Annotated in this window: 13 protein-coding genes; 7 read left to right on the forward strand and 6 right to left on the reverse strand. The window is 72.3% G+C overall.

Translation table 11 applies throughout. The annotated features are described in order from the left end of the window. Nucleotides 1–75: 75 nt before the first annotated feature. Nucleotides 76–1,857 carry an ABC transporter ATP-binding protein gene (locus ACZ5GT_RS02890; RefSeq protein WP_469013311.1) on the reverse strand — a complete coding sequence of 594 codons (1,782 nt, stop codon included), beginning with the start codon at nucleotides 1,855–1,857 and terminating at the stop codon, nucleotides 76–78. Next, nucleotides 1,854–3,782 (reverse strand): ABC transporter transmembrane domain-containing protein, encoded by a 1,929-nt coding sequence (locus ACZ5GT_RS02895; protein WP_469013314.1) that lies wholly within the window; start codon nucleotides 3,780–3,782, stop codon nucleotides 1,854–1,856. The genes ACZ5GT_RS02890 and ACZ5GT_RS02895 overlap by 4 nt, the downstream gene beginning before the upstream one ends. 237 nt (nucleotides 3,783–4,019) lie before the next feature. On the opposite strand from ACZ5GT_RS02895, the gene ACZ5GT_RS02900 reads away from it, so the two are divergent. Next, entirely contained in the window at nucleotides 4,020–4,769 is a 750-nt protein-coding gene (locus tag ACZ5GT_RS02900; protein ID WP_469013320.1) for a L,D-transpeptidase family protein, read from the forward strand. A gap of 54 nt (nucleotides 4,770–4,823) precedes the next feature. Here ACZ5GT_RS02900 and ACZ5GT_RS02905 read toward each other — a convergent pair whose 3' ends face one another. Beyond that, entirely contained in the window at nucleotides 4,824–5,279 is a 456-nt protein-coding gene (locus ACZ5GT_RS02905; RefSeq protein ID WP_469013322.1) for a MarR family winged helix-turn-helix transcriptional regulator, read from the reverse strand. A gap of 94 nt (nucleotides 5,280–5,373) precedes the next feature. On the opposite strand from ACZ5GT_RS02905, the gene ACZ5GT_RS02910 reads away from it, so the two are divergent. Next, nucleotides 5,374–7,185 carry an ABC transporter ATP-binding protein gene (locus ACZ5GT_RS02910; RefSeq protein ID WP_469013327.1) on the forward strand — a complete coding sequence of 604 codons (1,812 nt, stop codon included), beginning with the start codon at nucleotides 5,374–5,376 and terminating at the stop codon, nucleotides 7,183–7,185. 43 nt (nucleotides 7,186–7,228) lie between these two features. Further along, complete coding sequence (gene mltG / locus ACZ5GT_RS02915; protein ID WP_469013330.1) at nucleotides 7,229–8,068, forward strand: endolytic transglycosylase MltG; 840 nt, start codon at nucleotides 7,229–7,231, stop codon at nucleotides 8,066–8,068. A gap of 39 nt (nucleotides 8,069–8,107) precedes the next feature. Here mltG and ACZ5GT_RS02920 read toward each other — a convergent pair whose 3' ends face one another. Next, entirely contained in the window at nucleotides 8,108–9,187 is a 1,080-nt protein-coding gene (locus ACZ5GT_RS02920; RefSeq protein WP_469013334.1) for an NAD(P)-binding domain-containing protein, read from the reverse strand. Between the two features lie 150 nt (nucleotides 9,188–9,337). On the opposite strand from ACZ5GT_RS02920, the gene ACZ5GT_RS02925 reads away from it, so the two are divergent. Together ACZ5GT_RS02925 and ACZ5GT_RS02930 are read left to right on the forward strand one after the other, a co-directional pair. Beyond that, a complete protein-coding gene (locus ACZ5GT_RS02925; protein WP_398265464.1) occupies nucleotides 9,338–9,760 on the forward strand; it encodes a YjbQ family protein in 423 nt (140 codons plus the stop codon). 95 nt (nucleotides 9,761–9,855) lie between these two features. Then, nucleotides 9,856–11,745 (forward strand): propionyl-CoA synthetase, encoded by a 1,890-nt coding sequence (locus ACZ5GT_RS02930; RefSeq protein ID WP_469013338.1) that lies wholly within the window; start codon nucleotides 9,856–9,858, stop codon nucleotides 11,743–11,745. Nucleotides 11,746–12,086: 341 nt separating this feature from the next. On the opposite strand, the gene ACZ5GT_RS02935 is transcribed toward ACZ5GT_RS02930, so the two are convergent. Together ACZ5GT_RS02935 and ACZ5GT_RS02940 are read right to left on the reverse strand one after the other, a co-directional pair. Continuing rightward, on the reverse strand, nucleotides 12,087–12,914 hold the full coding sequence (locus ACZ5GT_RS02935; RefSeq protein WP_469013340.1) for an SDR family NAD(P)-dependent oxidoreductase: 828 nt from the start codon (nucleotides 12,912–12,914) through the stop codon (nucleotides 12,087–12,089). Continuing rightward, the gene (locus ACZ5GT_RS02940; protein ID WP_469013343.1) at nucleotides 12,907–15,807 is read right to left on the reverse strand and encodes an amino acid permease; all 2,901 of its coding nucleotides are present in this window, start codon (nucleotides 15,805–15,807) and stop codon (nucleotides 12,907–12,909) included. Before ACZ5GT_RS02940 ends, ACZ5GT_RS02935 begins: the two co-directional genes overlap by 8 nt. A gap of 117 nt (nucleotides 15,808–15,924) precedes the next feature. Between ACZ5GT_RS02940 and ACZ5GT_RS02945 the strand changes: the two genes are divergently transcribed. Then, nucleotides 15,925–16,593 carry a TetR/AcrR family transcriptional regulator gene (locus ACZ5GT_RS02945; protein ID WP_469013346.1) on the forward strand — a complete coding sequence of 223 codons (669 nt, stop codon included), beginning with the start codon at nucleotides 15,925–15,927 and terminating at the stop codon, nucleotides 16,591–16,593. 568 nt (nucleotides 16,594–17,161) lie between these two features. Next, the gene (locus ACZ5GT_RS02950) at nucleotides 17,162–18,862 is read left to right on the forward strand and encodes a carbohydrate-binding module family 20 domain-containing protein (RefSeq protein ID WP_469013350.1); all 1,701 of its coding nucleotides are present in this window, start codon (nucleotides 17,162–17,164) and stop codon (nucleotides 18,860–18,862) included. Nucleotides 18,863–18,875 lie beyond the last annotated feature (13 nt).

Here is an 18,875-nt window from a genome sequence, read left to right on the forward strand (position 1 = left end):
CGAGCGGTGGCCCGGTGGGCCCGCGGCCCGCACCCACCGCGCCCCCCGGTCACCCCTCCCGGCCGCCGCCCGCGGTCACCCGTGCCACGACCTCCACAGCGCGGCGTAGGCGCCGTCCGCCGCGACCAGTTCGTCGTGGCTGCCCAGCTCACTGATGCGGCCGTTCTCGACGACGGCGATGACGTCGGCGTCGTGGGCGGTGTGCAGGCGGTGCGCGATGGCGACGACGGTGCGGCCGTCGAGGACCCGGGCCAGCGACCGTTCCAGGTGCCGGGCCGCCCGCGGGTCGAGGAGCGAGGTCGCTTCGTCCAGGACCAGCGTGTGCGGGTCGGCGAGCACCAGACGGGCCAGCGCGATCTGCTGGGCCTGGGCGGGGGTGAGCGCGAGCCCTCCCGAGCCGACCTCGGTGTCCAGTCCTTCACCGAGTGCTCCGGCCCAGCCGTCGGCGTCGACCGCGCCGAGCGCCGCCCACAGCTCCGCGTCGGTGGCGTCGGTGCGGGCCAGCAGCAGGTTGTCGCGCAGTGAACCCACGAAGACGTGGTGCTCCTGGTTGACGAGGGCCACATGCGAGCGCACCCGCTCGGCGGGCATCCGGGCCAGTTCGGCGCCGCCGAGCAGGACGCGGCCGTCCCGGGGCGCGTAGACCCCGGCGAGCAGCCTGCCCAGGGTGGACTTGCCGGCGCCCGACGGGCCGACCAGCGCCAGCCTGGTGCCGGGAGCGACCCGGAGGGACACCTCGCGCAGGACGTCCACGCCCTCCAGGTAACCGAAGCGGACCCGGTCCGCGTGCACGGCCCGCCCGTCGGGGACCACCGAGGCGTCGCCGGCCGCCGGCTCGATGTCCCGCACCCCGACCAGACGGGCCAGGGACACCTGTGCCACCTGCAGTTCGTCGTACCAGCGCAGGATCAGCCCGACGGGGTCGATGAGCATCTGCGCGATCAGCGCGCCGGTCGTCAGCTGCCCGACGTCGATCCAGCCGCGCAGCACGAACACACCCCCGATGATCAGTACCGAGGAGAGGACCGTCACGTGGGTGACGCTGACGACCGGGAACAGCACCGACCGCAGCCAGAGCGTGTAGCGCTCCCAGGCCGTCCACTCCTTGATCCGCCGTTCCGACAGTTCGGTGCGGCGCGGGCCGAGCCGGTGGGCCTCGACGGTGCGCCCGGCGTCCACGGTCTCGGCGAGCGCGGCGGCGACGGCCGCGTACCCGGCGGCCTCCGACCGGTAGGCGGCGGGCGCCCGCCGGAAGTACCAGCGGCAGCCGATGATCAGCAGCGGCAGCGCCAGCAGAACGGCGGGGGCCAGCGGCGGAGCGGTGACCACCAGCCCGCCCAGCAGCAGCGTGGCCCACACCACGCTGATGGACAACTGGGGCACGGCCTCGCGCATCGCGTTGGCCAGCCGGTCGATGTCGGTGGTGATCCGGGACAGCAGGTCGCCCGTCCCGGCTCGCTCCAGGACGCCCGGCGGCAGGGCGACCGACCGCACCAGGAAGTCCTCGCGCAGGTCGGCCAGCATCCGCTCGCCGAGCATCGCCCCGCGCAGCCGCACCTGCCGCACGAACGCGGCCTGCACGGCCAGCGCGAGCAGGAACAGCCCGGCGGTGAGCTCCAGGTGGAGTTCCCGCGTCCCGTCCGACACGCGCTGCACGAGACCGCCCAGCAGCCAGGGGCCGACCATCGAGGCGGCGACGGCCACCGTGTTGACGGTGACGAGCAGCAGGAAGGCCAGGCGGTGGCGCCGGAACAGTTCGGCCACGTAGGCGCGTACGGTCGCGGGGGCGCCGACCGGCAGGGTGTTCGCCGTCGTCGGGGCCGCCGGGTCGTACGCCGGTGGCGCCACGCCGATCATGCCGACTCCTCGATCTCTTCCAGGGCGATCCGCAGGGCGTCGTCGTCGTTCCGGTCACCGCGTCCCGGCAGGGCGGCGCGGTCGTTCGCGTCCGGCGAGCCGTCCGCGTCCGGGGAGTCGGCTTCCGTGGCCGTCTCGCGGGACACCACCGCCCCGTACCGGGGCTCGGTGCGGACCAGTTCCCGGTGCCGACCGACCGCCGCGACCTGGCCGTCGTGCACCAGCACGACCCGGTCCGCACGGTCCAGCAGCAGCGGCGACGAGGTGAACACCACCGTCGTCCGGCCTGCCCGCAGATCCCGTACGCCCCGCGCGATCCGCGCCTCCGTGTGCGAGTCGACGGCGGAGGTCGGCTCGTCCAGGACGAGCACCTCCGGGTCCGTGACCAGGGACCGGGCCAGCGCGAGCCGTTGGCGCTGGCCGCCGGAGAGCGACCGGCCCCGCTCGGTGACGCGGGCGTCCATCGGGTCCGCCGCGTCCAGCGACCCCTGGGTGATCGCCGCCAGTACGTCCGCGCACTGCGCGGCCGCCAGCGCCTCGGCCGCCGGCACGTCACCGGAGGCGGGTACGTCGAACAGCTCACGCAGCGAGCCGGACAGCAGGACCGGGTCCTTGTCCTGGACGAGGACGGCCGCCCGGGCCGAGTCGAGCGGCAGACCGTCCAGCGGCACCCCGCCCAGCAGCACCGACGTGCCCTTCTCGGCGGGATGTGCGGGATGCCCGCCCAGCCGTTCGGCCAGCCGCCCCGCCGCGTCCGGGTCGCCGCACACCACCGCGGTCAGCAGTCCCGCGGGCGCGAGCAGACCGGTCTCCGGGTCGTACAGGTCCCCGGAGGGGAGGTCGGCAGCGTCCGGCCCGGCGGTGTCCGACCCGGCGGTGCCCGGCCCCGTGGTGTCCGACCTGGCGGTGCCCGGCCCCGTGGTGTCCGTGGCCCGCTCCAGCGACAGCACACGCGCCGCCCGCCTGGCCGAGGGCCGCGAGAAGGAGTAGGCCATCGCGATCTCCTCGAAGTTGCGCAGCGGGTAGGTCAGGACCATCACCGAGCTGTAGACGGTGACCAGTTCGCCCACGGTGACCCGGCCCTCGTGGGCCAGCCGGACGCCGTACCAGACGACCGCGATGAGCAGCAGCCCCGGCAGCAGTACCTGGATCGCCGAGATCAGCGACCACATGCGGGCGCTGCGCACCGCGGCCTGCCGCACCTCCTGGGAGGCGCGGCGGTAGCGGTCGAGGAACAACTCCTCGCCGCCGATGCCGCGCAGCACGCGCAGACCGGCGACGGTGTCCGAGGCCAGTTCGGTGGCCCGGCCCGCCTTCTCGCGCTGGAGGTCGGCGCGTCGGGTCGCCCGCGGCAGCAGCGGGAGCACCGCGACCGCCAGCACCGGCAGGCCCACGGCGACGACGACACCGAGCGCCGGCTGGTAGACCACGAGGGCGACGCAGACCAGCACGGTCGTGACCGCCGCCGCGGTGAACCGGGAGACGGCCTCGACGAACCAGCCGATCTTCTCGACGTCGCCGGTGGAGACGGCGACGACCTCGCCGGCCGCGACGCGCCGGGTCAGCGCCGAGCCCAGCCGGGCCGCCTTGCGGGCCAGCAGTTGCTGCACGCGGGCGGCTGCCGTGATCCAGTTGGTGACCGCGGCCCGGTGCAGGAATGTGTCGCCGACCGCGTTGCCGGCGCAGACGAGCGCCAACAGCCCGCCCGCGAGGGCGAGTCGGCCGCCGGAGCGGTCGACGACGGCCTGCACGGCGACGCCCACGCAGAACGGCAGCGCGGAGACCGAGGCGAAGTGCAGCAGTCCCCAGGCGAACGACGCGCACTGTCCACCGAGCTGATTCCGGGCCAGCCACCACAGAAATCGCGGCCCGGACCGCGCGTCCGGCAGGCCGGGGTCGGAGTAGGGAAGGTCTTGGATCTGCATGACGGATGACGTCCCGGAGGCTCGTGTCAGGGACCCGGAGGCTCGGGTCGGAAAGGGGCGGGTCGGGAGGGAGCGGAAAGGGAGACAAGGGGAGACGAGGAGGAACCGCGCGGTGTGGCAGCAAACCGTGAAAGGCTCGCGTCAGAAAGCGGTCGGAAGCAAACGGTTTTCGACGCCACCGCTCAGAACCGGCTGCCGTGTCCGGTACGCCACGACCGGCGGTGCGACCATGGGGCGATGCACAGTGGCAGCGGTGTCCGGCACGCGATCGTCACCACGGCGGCCCTCGTCGGTCTCCTGGCCCCCCTGACCCTCCTGTCCGCATGCGACGGCGCCCGCCACGACGCCCGTTCGGGGCGCGACGACGGCGCGGACTCCCGTTCCGCCGGCCACCCCGCCCCCGGCCGCACCCGCGTCCCCGGCATCGGCGACCGTCTGCTGCGCAGGATTCCCGCCGGCTCCCGCCAGGTCCTGGCCGTCTACGGCGCGGGCCCGGACTCCGCCGACTCCACCGCCGTTCTGTACACCAGGCGCGGCGCCTCCTGGCAGCGCGTCCGCGGCTGGCCCGCGCACAACGGCAAGCGGGGCTGGACCACCGGCCATCACGAGGGCGACAACCGCAGCCCCGTGGGAGTGTTCACGCTCACCGACGCGGGCGGTGTCCTCCCGGACCCCGGAGCGAGGCTGCCCTACACGCGCTCCACCGCCTTCGCGGCCCCCCGCTGGTGGGCCAGGTCGCACTGGCACGACTTCGACTACGTCATCGCCATCGACTACAACCGCGTCGAGGGCAGGCCGCCCAACGACCCGGCCCGCCCGGAGGGCCAGGGCAAGGGCGGCGGCATCTGGCTGCACATGGACCACGGCAGCGGCACGTCGGCCTGCGTCAGTCTGCCGAAACCGGCGATGGAGTACCTGCTGCGCACGCTCGACCCGGACAGCCGTCCGGTGGTGGTGATGGGGGACCGGGCCCACCTGAAGGACTGAACGACGTCGTGTCCGGCCCGGCCCGGCACGACACGACGACGAGCGGCGGGACGCTCAGCAGGTGCGCCCCTGCTCGGGCGCCCCGTCCACCAGCGTGTCCAGCAGCCCGCCGAGCACCTCGCGCTGCTCGCCGGTGAGCGGCGCGAGGATCTCCTCGGCGGCCGACCTGCGGGCTCCGCGCAGCTCCCGCAGGGCCTTGCGTCCGTCGTCGGTGAGCTCGATCCGGATCACCCGGCGGTTGGCCGGATCCGGCACCCGGCGCACCTTGCCGCTCGCCTCCAGCCCGTCGACCAGCGTCGTCACCGCCCGCGGCACCACCTCCAGGCGTTCGGCGAGGTCGGCCATGCGGGGCGGCGAGCCGAAGTGCGCCAGGGTGCGCAGCAGCCGGGACTGGGCCGGGGTGACGCCCAGCCCGGACTGCTCTATGTGGCGCTTCTGGATGCGGTGCACGCGGCGCGTGAACCGCAGCAGCTGCTCGGCGAGCAGGCTGTCCGGATCGGGGGTCGTCATACGGGAACAATAACAGGACCAGGTTCATTGTGAGCATAGGTAACAATGAGCTAAGCTCCGTTCGTTCTCGTCCTCTCACTCCCCGTAGGAGCCCATGCATCCCGACCACGAACCCCGCTGGACACCGCCGGCCGACGCCAAGGAGCAGCCCCGGCAGGTCCGCCGCATCCTGCGACTCTTCCGCCCCTACCGCGGCCGCCTCACCGTCGTCGGCCTCCTGGTCGGCGCCGCGTCCCTGGTCTCCGTCGCGACGCCCTTCCTGCTGAAGGCGATCCTCGACGTCGCCATCCCCGAGGGCCGCACCGGCCTGCTCAGCCTGCTCGCCCTCGGCATGATCCTGAGCGCCGTCCTCACCAGCGTCTTCGGCGTGCTGCAGACCCTGATCTCCACGACCGTCGGCCAGCGCGTCATGCACGACCTGCGCACCGCCGTCTACGGCCGTCTGCAGCGCATGTCGCTCGCGTTCTTCACGCGCACGCGTACCGGTGAGGTGCAGTCCCGCATCGCCAACGACATCGGCGGCATGCAGGCCACCGTCACCTCCACCGCCACCTCCCTGGTCTCCAACCTGACCAGCGTGATCGCCACGATCGTCGCGATGATCGCCCTCGACTGGCGCCTGACCGTCGTCTCCCTCCTGCTGCTGCCGGTCTTCGTGTGGATCAGCCGCCGCGTCGGCAACGAACGCAAGAGGATCACCACCCAGCGCCAGAAGCAGATGGCGGCGATGGCGGCCACGGTCACCGAGTCGCTCTCCGTCAGCGGCATCCTGCTGGGCCGCACCATGGGCCGCTCCGACTCGCTCACCCGGACCTTCTCCGACGAGTCCGAGCGCCTGGTCGACCTGGAGGTGCGGTCGAACATGGCCGGCCGCTGGCGCATGGCCGTGATCACCATCGTCATGGCCGCCATGCCGGCCGTCATCTACTGGACCGCCGGGGTGACCCTGCGGCTCGGCGGACCCGAGGTCTCGATCGGCACGATCGTCGCCTTCGTCTCGCTCCAGCAGGGCCTGTTCCGCCCGACCGTCAGCCTGCTGGCGACCGGCGTCCAGATCCAGAGCTCCCTCGCGCTGTTCCAGCGCATCTTCGAGTACCTCGACCTGCCGATCGACATCACCGAGCGGGACAAGCCGGTCCGCCTCGACCGGATCAAGGGCGAGGTCCGCTTCGAGGACGTCGAGTTCCGCTACGACGGCCACGACGGCAGGAGCGCCCCGATCCTCGACGGCATCGACATCGCCGTCCCCGCGGGCAGCAGCCTCGCGGTCGTCGGCCCGACCGGGGCCGGCAAGTCGACGCTGGGCTACCTGGTACCGCGCCTGTACGACGTGACGGGCGGGCGGGTCACCCTCGACGGGGTCGACGTCCGCGACCTCGACTTCGACACCCTCGCCCGCGCGGTCGGCGTCGTCTCGCAGGAGACGTACCTCTTCCACGCCTCGGTCGCCGACAACCTCCGCTTCGCCAAGCCGGACGCCACCGACGAGGAGCTGCGGGCCGCGGCGGAGGCGGCGCAGATCCACGAGCACATCGCGTCGCTGCCCGACGGCTACGACACGGTCGTCGGCGAGCGCGGCCACCGCTTCTCCGGCGGCGAGAAGCAGCGCCTGGCCATCGCCCGCACCATCCTGCGCGACCCGCCGGTGCTGATCCTCGACGAGGCCACCAGCGCCCTGGACACCCGTACCGAGCACGCCGTACAGGAGGCCATCGACGCCCTGTCGGCCGACCGCACCACGATCACCATCGCGCACCGCCTGTCCACGATCCGCGGCGCGGACCAGATCGTGGTCCTCGACTCCGGGCACGTTGCCGAACGGGGCACGCACGAGGAACTGCTGGAGCGGGACGGACGGTACGCCGCCCTCGTACGCCGGGATGCCCAACTGGAGCCGACAAGCTGAAAATATGCCGGGTTTGTAGCGATATGCGGGTTAACGTGCCCGCATGCAGACGAACACTCCGCCTCGGAACACGATCCGACTGACGCGCCGGGGCCGGCTCGTCCTCATCGCGACCGGAGCCGTCGTGGCCGGCACCGCCGTGGCGGTGCCGCTGCTGACCCGGGAGGAGACCGGCGACACCCGGCCCACCTCGCTGGTGATCCCGGAGGGCTGGCGGGCGAGCCAGATCTACGCGGCCGTCGACAAGGCCCTCGCCCTGCCCCCGGGCAGCACGCGGAAGTCGCTCCCGAAGGCGAACCTGAGGCTGCCGGACGACGCCCGGGGCAACCCGGAGGGCTATCTCTTCCCGGCGACGTATCCACTGCCGGAGAGGGCGACCCCGGAGTCCCTGCTGGCGGCCATGACCGAGAACGCCGGAAGGAAGTTCAACGGCGCCCCGATCGCGGCCGGCGCGCAGCGCAACGCGATGAACGTCTATCAGGCGGTCACCATCGCCAGCCTCGTCCAGGCCGAGGCCGCCACCAAGGCCGACATGGGCAAGGTGGCGCGGGTCATCTTCAACCGGCTGGAGCGCGGCATGCCGCTGCAGATGGACTCCACCGTCGACTACGGGCTCAACCGCCCGAAGGGGCGGACGACCGAGAAGGACACCCGGATCGACAGCCCCTACAACTCGTACCAGCGCATGGGCCTGCCGCCCACGCCGATCGACAACCCGGGGGTGGACGCCATGCGCGCGGCCATCAGCCCGACGCCGGGCGACTGGCTGTACTTCGTCACCGTCAAGCCCGGCGACACCCGCTTCACCGCCGACTACGCCGAACACCGGCGCAACGTCGCCGAGTTCGACGCCCGCCACCCCGGCGGACGGCCGACCCGATGACCGGGAGGCCGGCTGCCTCCAGGCCGTCGCCGCGGGGCGTCACGCGGCGACGGCCGGTTCCCCGGCGAGTAGGCGCCTGATGTCCCGGACGGCGGCCCGGCCGGCCCGGTTGGCGCCGACGGTGCTGGCCGACGGCCCGTAGCCGACCAGGTGGACCCGGGGATCGGCGAGCGCGCGCGTCCCCGCCATCCGGATACCGCCGCCCGGCTCGCGCAGCCGCAGCGGCGCCAGATGGTCGATCGCCGCCCGGAACCCGGTGGCCCACAGGATGACGTCGGCGTCGACGTGCCGCCCGTCCTTCCACTCCACCCCGTCCGGTGTGATCCGGTCGAACATCGGCTGCCGGTCGAGGACCCCGTCCGCGATCGCCTGCCGGACCGCGTCGTTCAGCGGCAGCCCGGTCACCGACACCACGCTCCGCGGCGGCAGCCCCTGCCGCACCCGCTCCTCCACCAGCGCGACGGCCGCCCGGCCCACCTCCTCGGTGAAGGGCCCCTCGCGGAAGACCGGCGGCCGCCGGGTCACCCAGGTGGTGGCGGCCGCGTACGGGGCGATCTCCATCAGGTGCTGGGTGCCGGACGCGCCGCCGCCCACCACGACCACCCGCTGCCCGGCGAACGCCTCCGGCCCGGGGTACCGCGCGGTGTGCAACTGGCGTCCCGAAAAGGTCTCCTGGCCGGGGTAGCGCGGCCAGAACGGCCGTTCCCAGGTGCCGGTCGCGTTGATCAGCGCCCGCGCCGACCAGGTACCGGCCGAGGTCTCGACGAGCAGCCGGCCGCCCGCGCCCTCCCGCACGGCGCGCACGTCGACCGGCCGCCGCACGGGCAGGCCGAAGGCGCGTTCGTACCCGGCGAAGTACTCGGTGATCACCTCGGAGGACGGCCGCGCGGGATCGGCGTCCGTCAGCTCCATCCCCGGCAGCGAGTGCATTCCGTGCACCTTGCCGTACGTCAGCGACGGCCACCGGAACTGCCAGGCGCCGCCCGGACCGGGGGAGTGGTCCAGCACCACGAAGTCGCGCTCCGGCTCGAAACCGGTACGGCGCAGGTGATAGGCGCCGGACAGGCCGGCCTGACCGGCGCCGATGACGACCACCTCGACCTCGCGCATGTTGTTCACGCTTCTACCAACCGCGCGAAGGTCACGGGTCTTCCCAGCCCCTTGGCCCGCCGACTCCTCGGTCGCCGGCCTTCGGCCGCCTGCCCCGGTCTCCGGTCGCGGGCCCCTGATCCCGGGCCGGAGGCCCGCGGCATGGGTCAGGATGGGGGCATGTCAGACGCCTTCACCACCCGAGTCCTGAACGTGGCCTCCGGTTCCCACGAGCGGGTCGTGGACCTCACCCGCGACTGCGAAGCCTTCCTGCGGGAGGCGGCGGCCGGCCGGGACGGCCTCCTGAACGTCTTCGTCCCGCACGCGACCGCCGGCATCGCGATCATCGAGACGGGGGCCGGGAGCGACGACGACCTGCTCGCCGCCCTGCACACCCTGCTGCCCGCCGACGACCGGTGGCAGCACCGGCACGGCAGCCCCGGCCACGGCCGCGACCACGTCCTGCCGGCCTTCGTGCCGCCGCACGCGACGCTGCCGGTGCTGGGCGGCCGCCTGGAACTGGGCACCTGGCAGTCGGTGTGCCTGGTCGACACGAACAGGGACAATCCGCATCGAAAGGTACGCTTGAGCTTCCTTGCGTGAAGAATTCGGCCCACGACGGTGACCTGGGCTCCCGAAGACCGGCCGGCCGCGAGATCATGCAGGTGACCCATACGAGTCCGGTCAAGGAGAGCGCGATGGGAACGTACGAAGATGTCTTCCGCGCCAGCCTCGAAGCCCCGGAGACCTTCTGGCTGAAGGCGGCGCAGGGCGTCGACTGGGAAGTGACGCCGTCGCGGGCCCTGGACTCCACGGGCGCCCCCTTCCACCGCTGGTTCCCGGACGGGCGGCTGAACGTCTGCTTCAACGCGCTCGACCGGCACGTCGACGCCGGCCGGGGCGAGCAGCCCGCGCTCGTCTACGACTCCCCGGTCACCGGCACCCACCGCACCTACACCTACGCCGGCCTGAGGGACGAGGTGGCGGCCTTCGCCGGCGCCCTCACCCGGCTCGGCGTGGGACACGGCGACCGGGTGGTGATCTACATGCCGATGGTCCCGGAGGCGGCCGTGGCGATGCTGGCCTGCGCCCGCATCGGCGCCGTCCACTCGGTCGTCTTCGGCGGTTTCGCGCCGCCCGAGCTCGCGGTCCGCATCGACGACGCCACCCCCAAGGTGGTCGTCTCCGCCTCCTGCGGCATCGAGGGCAAGCGCGTCATCGCCTACAAGCCGCTGCTGGACCGGGCGATCGAACTCGCCGCCCACAAGCCGGAGAAGTGCGTCGTCCTGCAACGCCCGCAGGCGGAGGCCGAGCTGGGGCCGGACGACCTCGACTGGAACGAGGCGGTCGCCGGCGCCGAGCCGGCCGCTTGCGTCCCCGTGGCCGCGACCGATCCGCTCTACATCCTCTACACCTCCGGAACGACCGGGAAGCCCAAGGGAGTCGTCCGCGACTGCGGCGGCTACGCCGTCGCGCTGCGCTGGTCGATGGAGGCCGTGTACGACGTGGGCCCGGGCGAGACCATGTTCACCGCCTCCGACGTGGGCTGGGTGGTCGGTCACTCGTACATCGTCTACGGGCCGCTGCTGGCGGGCGCCACCACGGTCCTGTACGAGGGGAAGCCGGTCGGCACGCCGGACGCCGGCCAGTTCTGGCGGGTGGCCGCCGAGTACCGCGTCAAGTCGATGTTCACGGCGCCGACCGCCTTCCGCGCCATCCGCAAGCAGGACCCGGAGGGCTCCTTCGCCGCCCAGTACGACCTCTCCCACCTGCGCTACCTGTTCCTCGCCGGTGAGCGCCTCGACCCCGAGACCTACCGCTGGGCGAGCGAACTGCTGGACATCCCGGTGATCGACAACTGGTGGCAGACGGAGACCGGCTGGCCCATCGTCGCCAACCCGGTCGGCATCGAGGCCGCCCCCGTCAAACCCGGCTCGCCCACCTTCCCGCTGCCGGGCTGGGACGTCCGCGTCGTCGGCCCCTCGGGGCAGCCGCTCCCGGCGGGCACCGACGGCGCGATCGTCGTCAGGCTCCCCCTGCCGCCCGGCGCCCTGCCCACCCTCTGGAACGACGACGCGCGCTACGTCGCCTCCTACCTCTCCGCCTTCGACGGCTACTACCTCACCGGCGACAGCGGCCACATCGACGAGGACGGCTACGTCTTCGTCATGGGCCGCACCGACGACGTCATCAACGTCGCCGGGCACCGGCTGTCCACCGGCAGCATGGAGGAGGCCCTGGCATCCCACCCCGATGTCGCCGAGTGCTGCGTCATCGGGGTCGCCGACGCCCTCAAGGGGCAGGTGCCGCGCGGCTTCGTCGTGCTGAAGGCGGGCAGCGGCCGCGAACCGGAGGAGGTCGAGGCCGAACTCGTCCAGCTGGTGCGCGAGCGGATCGGCGCCGTCGCCGCCCTCAAGGACGTCGCGGTCGTGCCCGCGCTGCCCAAGACCCGCTCGGGCAAGATCCTGCGCAAGACGATGCGGGGCATCGCCGACGGACGGGAGGAACCCATCCCCTCCACGGTGGACGACCCGAGCGTCATCGAGTCGCTCCGCCCGGTCCTGCGCCGCACCGGCCAGCCGGGCTGAGCGGGACATCGCGCGCGCGGCGGGACTGGGCGGGCGGGTCTTCTACGACGCCGGGCTCGCCGAGTCGATCCCCTACCGCACCGCCCTGGCCCAGGGAGGTACTCCACCGGGTCGGCCCGCATGGACTCGAGGTCCATGCGGGCCACCTCGCGGTACAGGTGCTCGACCGGAGATGGTCCCGCGCATGCCGCCGCTCTCGATGACCAGGGCCAGGCGCAGGCCGTCGCGGCGTTCGCCGGGGTTGCTGCCGTCACAGACCTCGTACGGCGGACGGTTCTCATGCTCACACGGGCCCGTCGCCCGTGGCGGCCTGGGTGTGCCGGCCGCCACGGGCGACGGTCTCATCCTTGGGGGATCCCCTTGCGCGCCAGGTACTTCGCGCGCCCCCGCCGGCCGATCGCCTCGGCCGGGCCCAGCAGGTGCGGCACGGCCCAGGGGAACGACTCGAGGATCCGGCACAGGACCGAGTCGCTGTACGGAAGGTAGTGCTCCAGGCGGCGCCGGCGCAGCGCGCGCTCGAAGACCCGCGCGACGTCGTCGGCCGTGCTCACCTTGCCCAGGAAGTTGAGCAGGCTGCCGTCGTGCGTCGCCTCGTGCAGCAGCATCGGGGTGTCGACGGCGCTCGGGTAGATTCCGCTGACCGCGACCCCGGTCCCGCGCAGTTCGGCGCTCAGCGCCGCGAGGTAGGCGCGCAGCCCCGCCTTGGCCGCCGAGTACGCCGCCGAGCCGGGAAGCGCGAGGATGCCGCCCGTCGACACCGTGGCGACGATGTGCCCCCGGCCGCGCGCCTTCATCACGCGAGCCGCGGAGGCCGCGAGCTCCGTGACGGATCCGAGCATGACGTCGAGCTGGAGGCGGAGCCGGGCGGCCGAGGAGTCCACGACGTCTCCGGGGACGATCACCCCGGCGTTCAGGAAGACCAGTTCCAGCCGGTCGGCCCAGTCGTCCTCGATCCGTGCGCAGAGCGCCGCGACCGCGTCCCGGTCGGACAGGTCGCAGGCGACGGGGACGGCGTCCGCTCCGGCCGCGAGGGCCGCCTTCCGGGCGAGTGTCTCGTCGCGCTCGACGCACAGCAGGGTGCCGCCCCGTGCGGCGAGCCGGGCGCAGACGGCCTCGCCGATCCCGCCGGCGGCGCCGGTGACGAGCGTGAGAGGCGGACGGTCAGACATGGCTGGGCTCCTTCGGCGGTTCGGACGTGGGGGAGGCCGAGGTGGTGCCGGCCGGCGCGTCGGCGCGCAGGCCGTCGTAGGTGTGGTCGTCGACGTCGTGCCAGCCGAACCGGTCGCGGAACTGCGCGAGGTAGGCCATGTACGTGGAGCGCTCGACGTAGTTGGTGTGTCGCGGGCTGTCGACGTACTCGACGCCGCCGCGCAGGTCCGGGGTGTCGGTGCGCTTGAGCTCGGTCAGCTCGTCCTTGCGGACGCCGGTCTCCCGGGCGTTGATGTCGATCATGATGAGCTGGGCCATCTCGTCGAACCGCTTGTACGCGGCGTCCGCGAACTCGACGAAGCCGAGCACGTACAGGGAGTCCAGCTCCCGCGCGAAGACGTTGAGGTACAGCTGCGGGTGGCCGTGCTTCCACTCCAGCAGTCCCTGGTCGAGGAACGGCATCCGGTACTCGTAGCCGGTCGCCAGGAGTATCTCGTCGACCTCGGCCTCGCTGCCGTCGGCGAACACCACGCCGGTCTCGGTCAGGCGCGCGATGTCCGGCTTGGCGACCAGGTCGCCGTGCGCGAGGTGGTGCAGCACCTGGGTGTTCATGATGGGGTGGCTGCTCAGCGCGTCGTGGTCCGGCGCCGGGAGCCCGAGGCGGGTCAGGTCGCCGACGAGCGAGTCGAGCATCGCGTTGACGTCGCTGGAGAGCACGACGCCCTTCGGCGGGTCGAGCTTCCCGGTGAGCAGAGCGTCGGTCGGCAGGCCGGCGACGTGCTTGGGCACGAACCGGTAGCCGCGCCGCACCGACAGGTACGCCGTCTCCGCGTGCCGTGCGGCGTCGCAGGCGATGTCGACGCCGGAGTTGCCGGCGCCCACGATGAGCACCCGCTTGCCGCGGAACTCCAGGCCGTCCCGGAAGGTGACCGAGTGCCGGACCGTGCCGCGGAAGACCTCCTGCCCGGGCAGGGCGACCTGGTTCGGGTGCCAGGTGACGCCGGGGCAGCAGATGAGCCCGTCGTACTCGCGGACCGTGCCGTCGGAGAGCGTGACCCGCCACCGGTCGTCGGCGATCGGCTCGGCGGACGTCACCTCGGTGCCGAAGCGGACGTGCCGGTGGAGGTCGTACTGGCGGCCGAAGTCCCTGATGTAGTCGCGGATCTCCCGCCAGCGCGGGTAGTCCGGGAAGTGGGCGGGCATGGGCGCGCCGTAGAAGCCGCTGGTGTACCTGGAACTGATGAAGTGACAGCTGTCGTACATCGGGCTGCCGGCGAAGTCGGGGTCCCAGATCCCGCCGAAGTCCGGATTGCGCTCGTACCAGTCGAACGGCACGCCCTCGCGCAGCAGGTTGCGCGCCATGATCATCCCGGAGGGCCCGGCGCCGACGACGCAGTAGCGCCGGGTGTACGCCGGCCGCTCGTCCGGGGTGCGCCGGTCCGGGCGGTGCCGGTTCCTGGTGCCGGCCAGCTGGGTGTAGGCGAGCGGGCGCCGGGAGCGCAGCCGCAGCGCGGCGACGACACCGGCGGCGGCCGTGACGACGATCAGCAGCGGAACGGCGTTGACGATCACGTTGTCGGAGCCGGTCAGGGTCTCGTAGTTCGTGGAGGCCAGGACGAACGCCGTCCCGAGTCCGAGCGCGCCGACGACCGGTGCCACGACGCCGGAGAACGGCCGCCGGTCGCCGCGGCCGCGGAAGAACACCGCCACCGCCAGCGCCGTGCCGGCCTGGACGAGGACGATCGACAGCGTGCCCAGGCCGACGACCGCCGCGGCGATCGTCTCGTAGGGGTCCGCGCCGGCCAGGCCCATGACGCCGACGACGCCGACCGTGACGGCGGTGACGACGGTGCTGCCGACGTGCGGGCTCTGGTGCACCGGGTGGTAGCGGCCGAGCGCCCGCGGCGCGACCTGCTCCCAGCCGAGTGCGAACAGGTAGCGGCTCGCGGCGTTGTGCAGCGCGATCCAGGAGGCGAGGACGCTCGTGCACAGCAGTACCGCGCAGGCGTCGACCAGCACGGTCCCGCCGTACTGCTGGGCGAGCGTGAAGACCAGGTTCCCCAGGTCCTTGCGCGCCCGCTCCGGCGCCGCGGTGCCGCCGGCGCCGCCGATCACGATCCACGCGGTGAGCACGTAGAAGACGGCGATCGAGGTCACCGAGATGTACAGCGCGCGCGGGATGCTGCGCGCCGGGTCCCCGGTCTCCTCCCCGTACAGGGCCGCCGACTCGAAGCCCACGAAGCTCGTGAAGGCGAACATGAGCGCGATGCCGAGCGAGCCGCCGAACAGTTGCCCCGCCGAGAACGACTCGGCCGGGAACGCGGCGCCGCCCTTGTGCCCGACGACGAGGACGTCGAGGACGAGCAGGACCGCGAACTCGAGGGCCATGAGGATGCCGAGGAAGCGCGCCGAGACGTCCGCGCTCCGGTGCCCGAACGCGGCCACGACCACCACCCCGGCCGCGGTGAACACGCCCCACGGAACGTCGACGCCGGACTGGGCGAAGACCAGGGAGGTGAAGTACCCGAACACCGCGGCCATCCCGACCGCGAGCGAGAGGTACCCCAGGGCCGCGACGTACGCGGTGGCGACGCCGGCCTGCTTGCCGAGGCCGCGGGCGACGAAGACGTAGAACGCGCCGTCGTTCACGACCCGCCTGCTCATCGCCGAGTATCCGACGGCGAAGCACAGCAGGACCGCGGCCGCCAGGATGTACGCGGCGGGCAGGGAGATGCCGTCGCCGCGGACGAGTGCGAGGGGCGCGTTGCCGGAAATGGCGGCCATCGGGGCCGCGGCGGCGATGACAAGGAAGACCACCCGGCGGGTGGACAGTACGCGGCGCGCTCGGCCCTTGCCCGCTTCGGGCGCGCCTGTGCTGGGCGCGGAACGTTCGCCCTGCTGATCGGTTCTCACGGTGCCTCCTCTTGCTGTGCTCGGCGAGGTTGGGCGTGAGCGTACGCGGCGTTTGGTCGGCTGACCAGATATCTTGGTCGCGTGACCAAATCGAGACGCCGTGCCAGACTGAGGCCCATGGATGCCGAACCCGTCGAGTCCGGGCAGTCGCCGAGCAGACGCCGTCGTGCGCAACGCGCCACGAGCGAGGAACTCGTCACGGCGGCGATCCGGGTCATCGGCCGGGAGGGCGTGGCCTCGGCCACCACCCGCAAGATCGCCGAAGAGGCGGGCGTTCCGCAGGGCACGGTCCACTACTGGTTCACCGACAAGAACGAGCTGCTCCAGGACGTGGTCCTCGCCATCGTCGAGCGCCTGCGGAAGTCGGTCGCCGCGGGTGACCGACTGGACGGCGTGGTGACGCCGGAGGATCTGCGGGCGGGTCTGCGCGCCGCGTGGGCCGAGGTGTCCGGCGACGACCCCGGCACCCAGCTCGGGTACTACGAACTCACCGCGCTCGCGCTGCGGAACCCGTCCATGCGCGAACTGGCCAGGCGCCAGTACCGCAGCTACCGGGATCTGGCGGCGCACACCCTCGCGCCCCTGCTCGTGGACGTCGAACCCGGACGGGCCGCCGCGCTCGCCCAGCTCGTGGCCGTCACCTTCGACGGTCTCGTGCTGGCCTGGCTTGCCGATCCCGAGGGCACCCGGCCCGAGCCGGTCCTCGACCTGCTCGCCGACGCGGTTCTCCAGGCGAGGGAAGCCGGCCGCGGCGTCGCCGCGCAGGCGGCGGACACCGGCGCCTGACACCGGCGCCTGACATCGGCGCCTGACACCGGAACGGCCGGTCGCCGAGTCACGCCGATGGCGCCGCGCCGGGTGAGGAAGGCGCGCGCCGCGGCGGCCGGGCAAGGCCGGCGCCGTGGCGGCAGGTCCGGACTCCCGCCGTGGCGGCAGGTCCGGGCCATGTTCCGGTTCAGGGCCCGGGGTTCGCCCGGCCCCCGCGCCGCCGGACGGGCGCATCGCGCGCTTTCCGGCACGGCGGACCGGCACCGGTCGCTGCTCGTGGCTGGGTGCTCCGGCCCCGGCCGGGCGCGTCGGGGAGGCGGTGTGTCGCGCACCCCGCGGCCGGGGCCGGAGTGGGTTGAAGGTAACACCGATGCAGTCCTTGCGAAAGAGCTTTCACGTCTCACGTTCAACCATTGCCTGGTCAACTCGGTTTTCTGCGAGAAGGGTTGACCTCGGGTAACCCGCGCCGTACGGTCTCGACCGAAATTTCTTGCAGCAAGAACCATCGATGAGGCCTTCCCTGGCACGGCGCGTTGTCACCCGAGGCCGACCTCCGGTATCACCCCCCTCCGGAACTGGAGAAAACATGGCCAGAAAGACCGTGGCCGCTGCACTCGCCCTGGTGGCGGGAGCCGCTGTGGCCGTCACGGCACCGACGCCGGCGCAGGCAAGCGCGCCCGGCGGCAAGGACGTCACCGCGGTGATGTTCGAATGGAACTTCGCGTCCGTCGCGAAGGCCTGCACGGACGAGCTGGGCCCCGACGGGTACGGGTACGTCCAGGTCTCCCCGCCCAACGAGCACATCCAGGGCAGCACTTGGTGGACGGCCTACCAGCCCGTCAGCTACAAGATCGGCACCAAGCTGGGCAACCGCTCGGACTTCAAGAGCATGATCGACACCTGCCACGCGGCGGGCGTCAAGGTGGTCGTCGACAGCGTCATCAACCACATGGCGAACGCCTCCGGCACCGGCACCGCCGGGTCGTCCTTCACCAAGTACGACTACCCCGGCACGTACTCCGCCGCCGACATGGACGACTGCACGGCCAACATCACCAACTACGCCGACCGCTGGAACGTCCAGCACTGCGAACTGGTGGGCCTGCCCGACCTCGACACCAATGAGGAGTACGTCCGCAAGACCATCGCCGGCTACCTGAACGACCTGCTCTCCCTCGGCGTCGACGGCTTCCGCGTCGACGCCGCCAAGCACATCGCCGAGGACGACCTCGCCAACATCAAGTCCCGCCTGAGCAACCCGGGCGTGTACTGGAAGCAGGAGACCATCGGCGCCTCCGGTGAGGCGGTCCAGCCGTCCGAGTACTACAACACCGGCGACGTCCAGGAGTTCCACTACGCCTACGACCTCAAGCGGGTCTTCAACAACGAGAAGCTCGCCGAGCTGAAGAACTTCGGCGAGGCCTGGGGCTACGTGCCCAGCGGCAAGGCGTCCGTCTTCGTCGCCAACCACGACACCGAACGCAACGGCGGCACCCTCACCTACAAGGACGGCGCCAACTACACCCTCGCCCACGTGTTCATGCTGGCCTGGCCCTACGGCTCGCCCGACGTGCACTCCGGCTACGAGTTCAGCAACACCGACGCCGGCGGGCCGAACAACGGTCAGGTGAACGCCTGCTACACCGACGGCTGGAAGTGCCAGCACGCCTGGCGCGAGATCGCGAGCATGGTCAAGTTCCGCAACACGGCCGCCGGAACGGCGGTGACCAACTGGTGGGACAACGGCAACAACCAGATCGCCTTCGGCCGCGGTGACAAGGCGTACGTCGTCATCAACCACGAGGGCGGCACGCTGAGCCGTACCTTCCAGACCTCCCTGCCCGCCGGCAGCTACTGCGACGTGCAGAGCGGCAAGGGCGTCACGGTCGACTCCTCCGGGCAGTTCACCGCGAGCCTGGGCGCCAACACCGCACTCGCGCTGCACGTGGGGGCGAAGAACTGCGACACCACCACTCCGCCCGACCCGGCCCCCACCGCCGGCGCCTCCTTCAACGTCAACGCCACCACCCAGTGGGGCGAGAACATCTACGTCGTCGGCAACACCTCGGCCCTCGGCAGCTGGAACACCTCCGCCGCCCTCAAGCTGGACCCGGCGAGCTACCCCGTCTGGAAGCTCGACGTGTCGATGCCGGCGGGAACGTCCTTCGAGTACAAGTACATCCGCAAGGACGCGAACGGCGCGGTCACCTGGGAGAGCGGCGCCAACCGCACCGCCACGGTCCCGTCGAGCGGCGTGATCACGCTGAACGACACCTGGCGAAGCTGACCGCCCCGCCCGG

It is taken from the genome of Streptomyces sp. NPDC031340, from assembly GCF_055569945.1.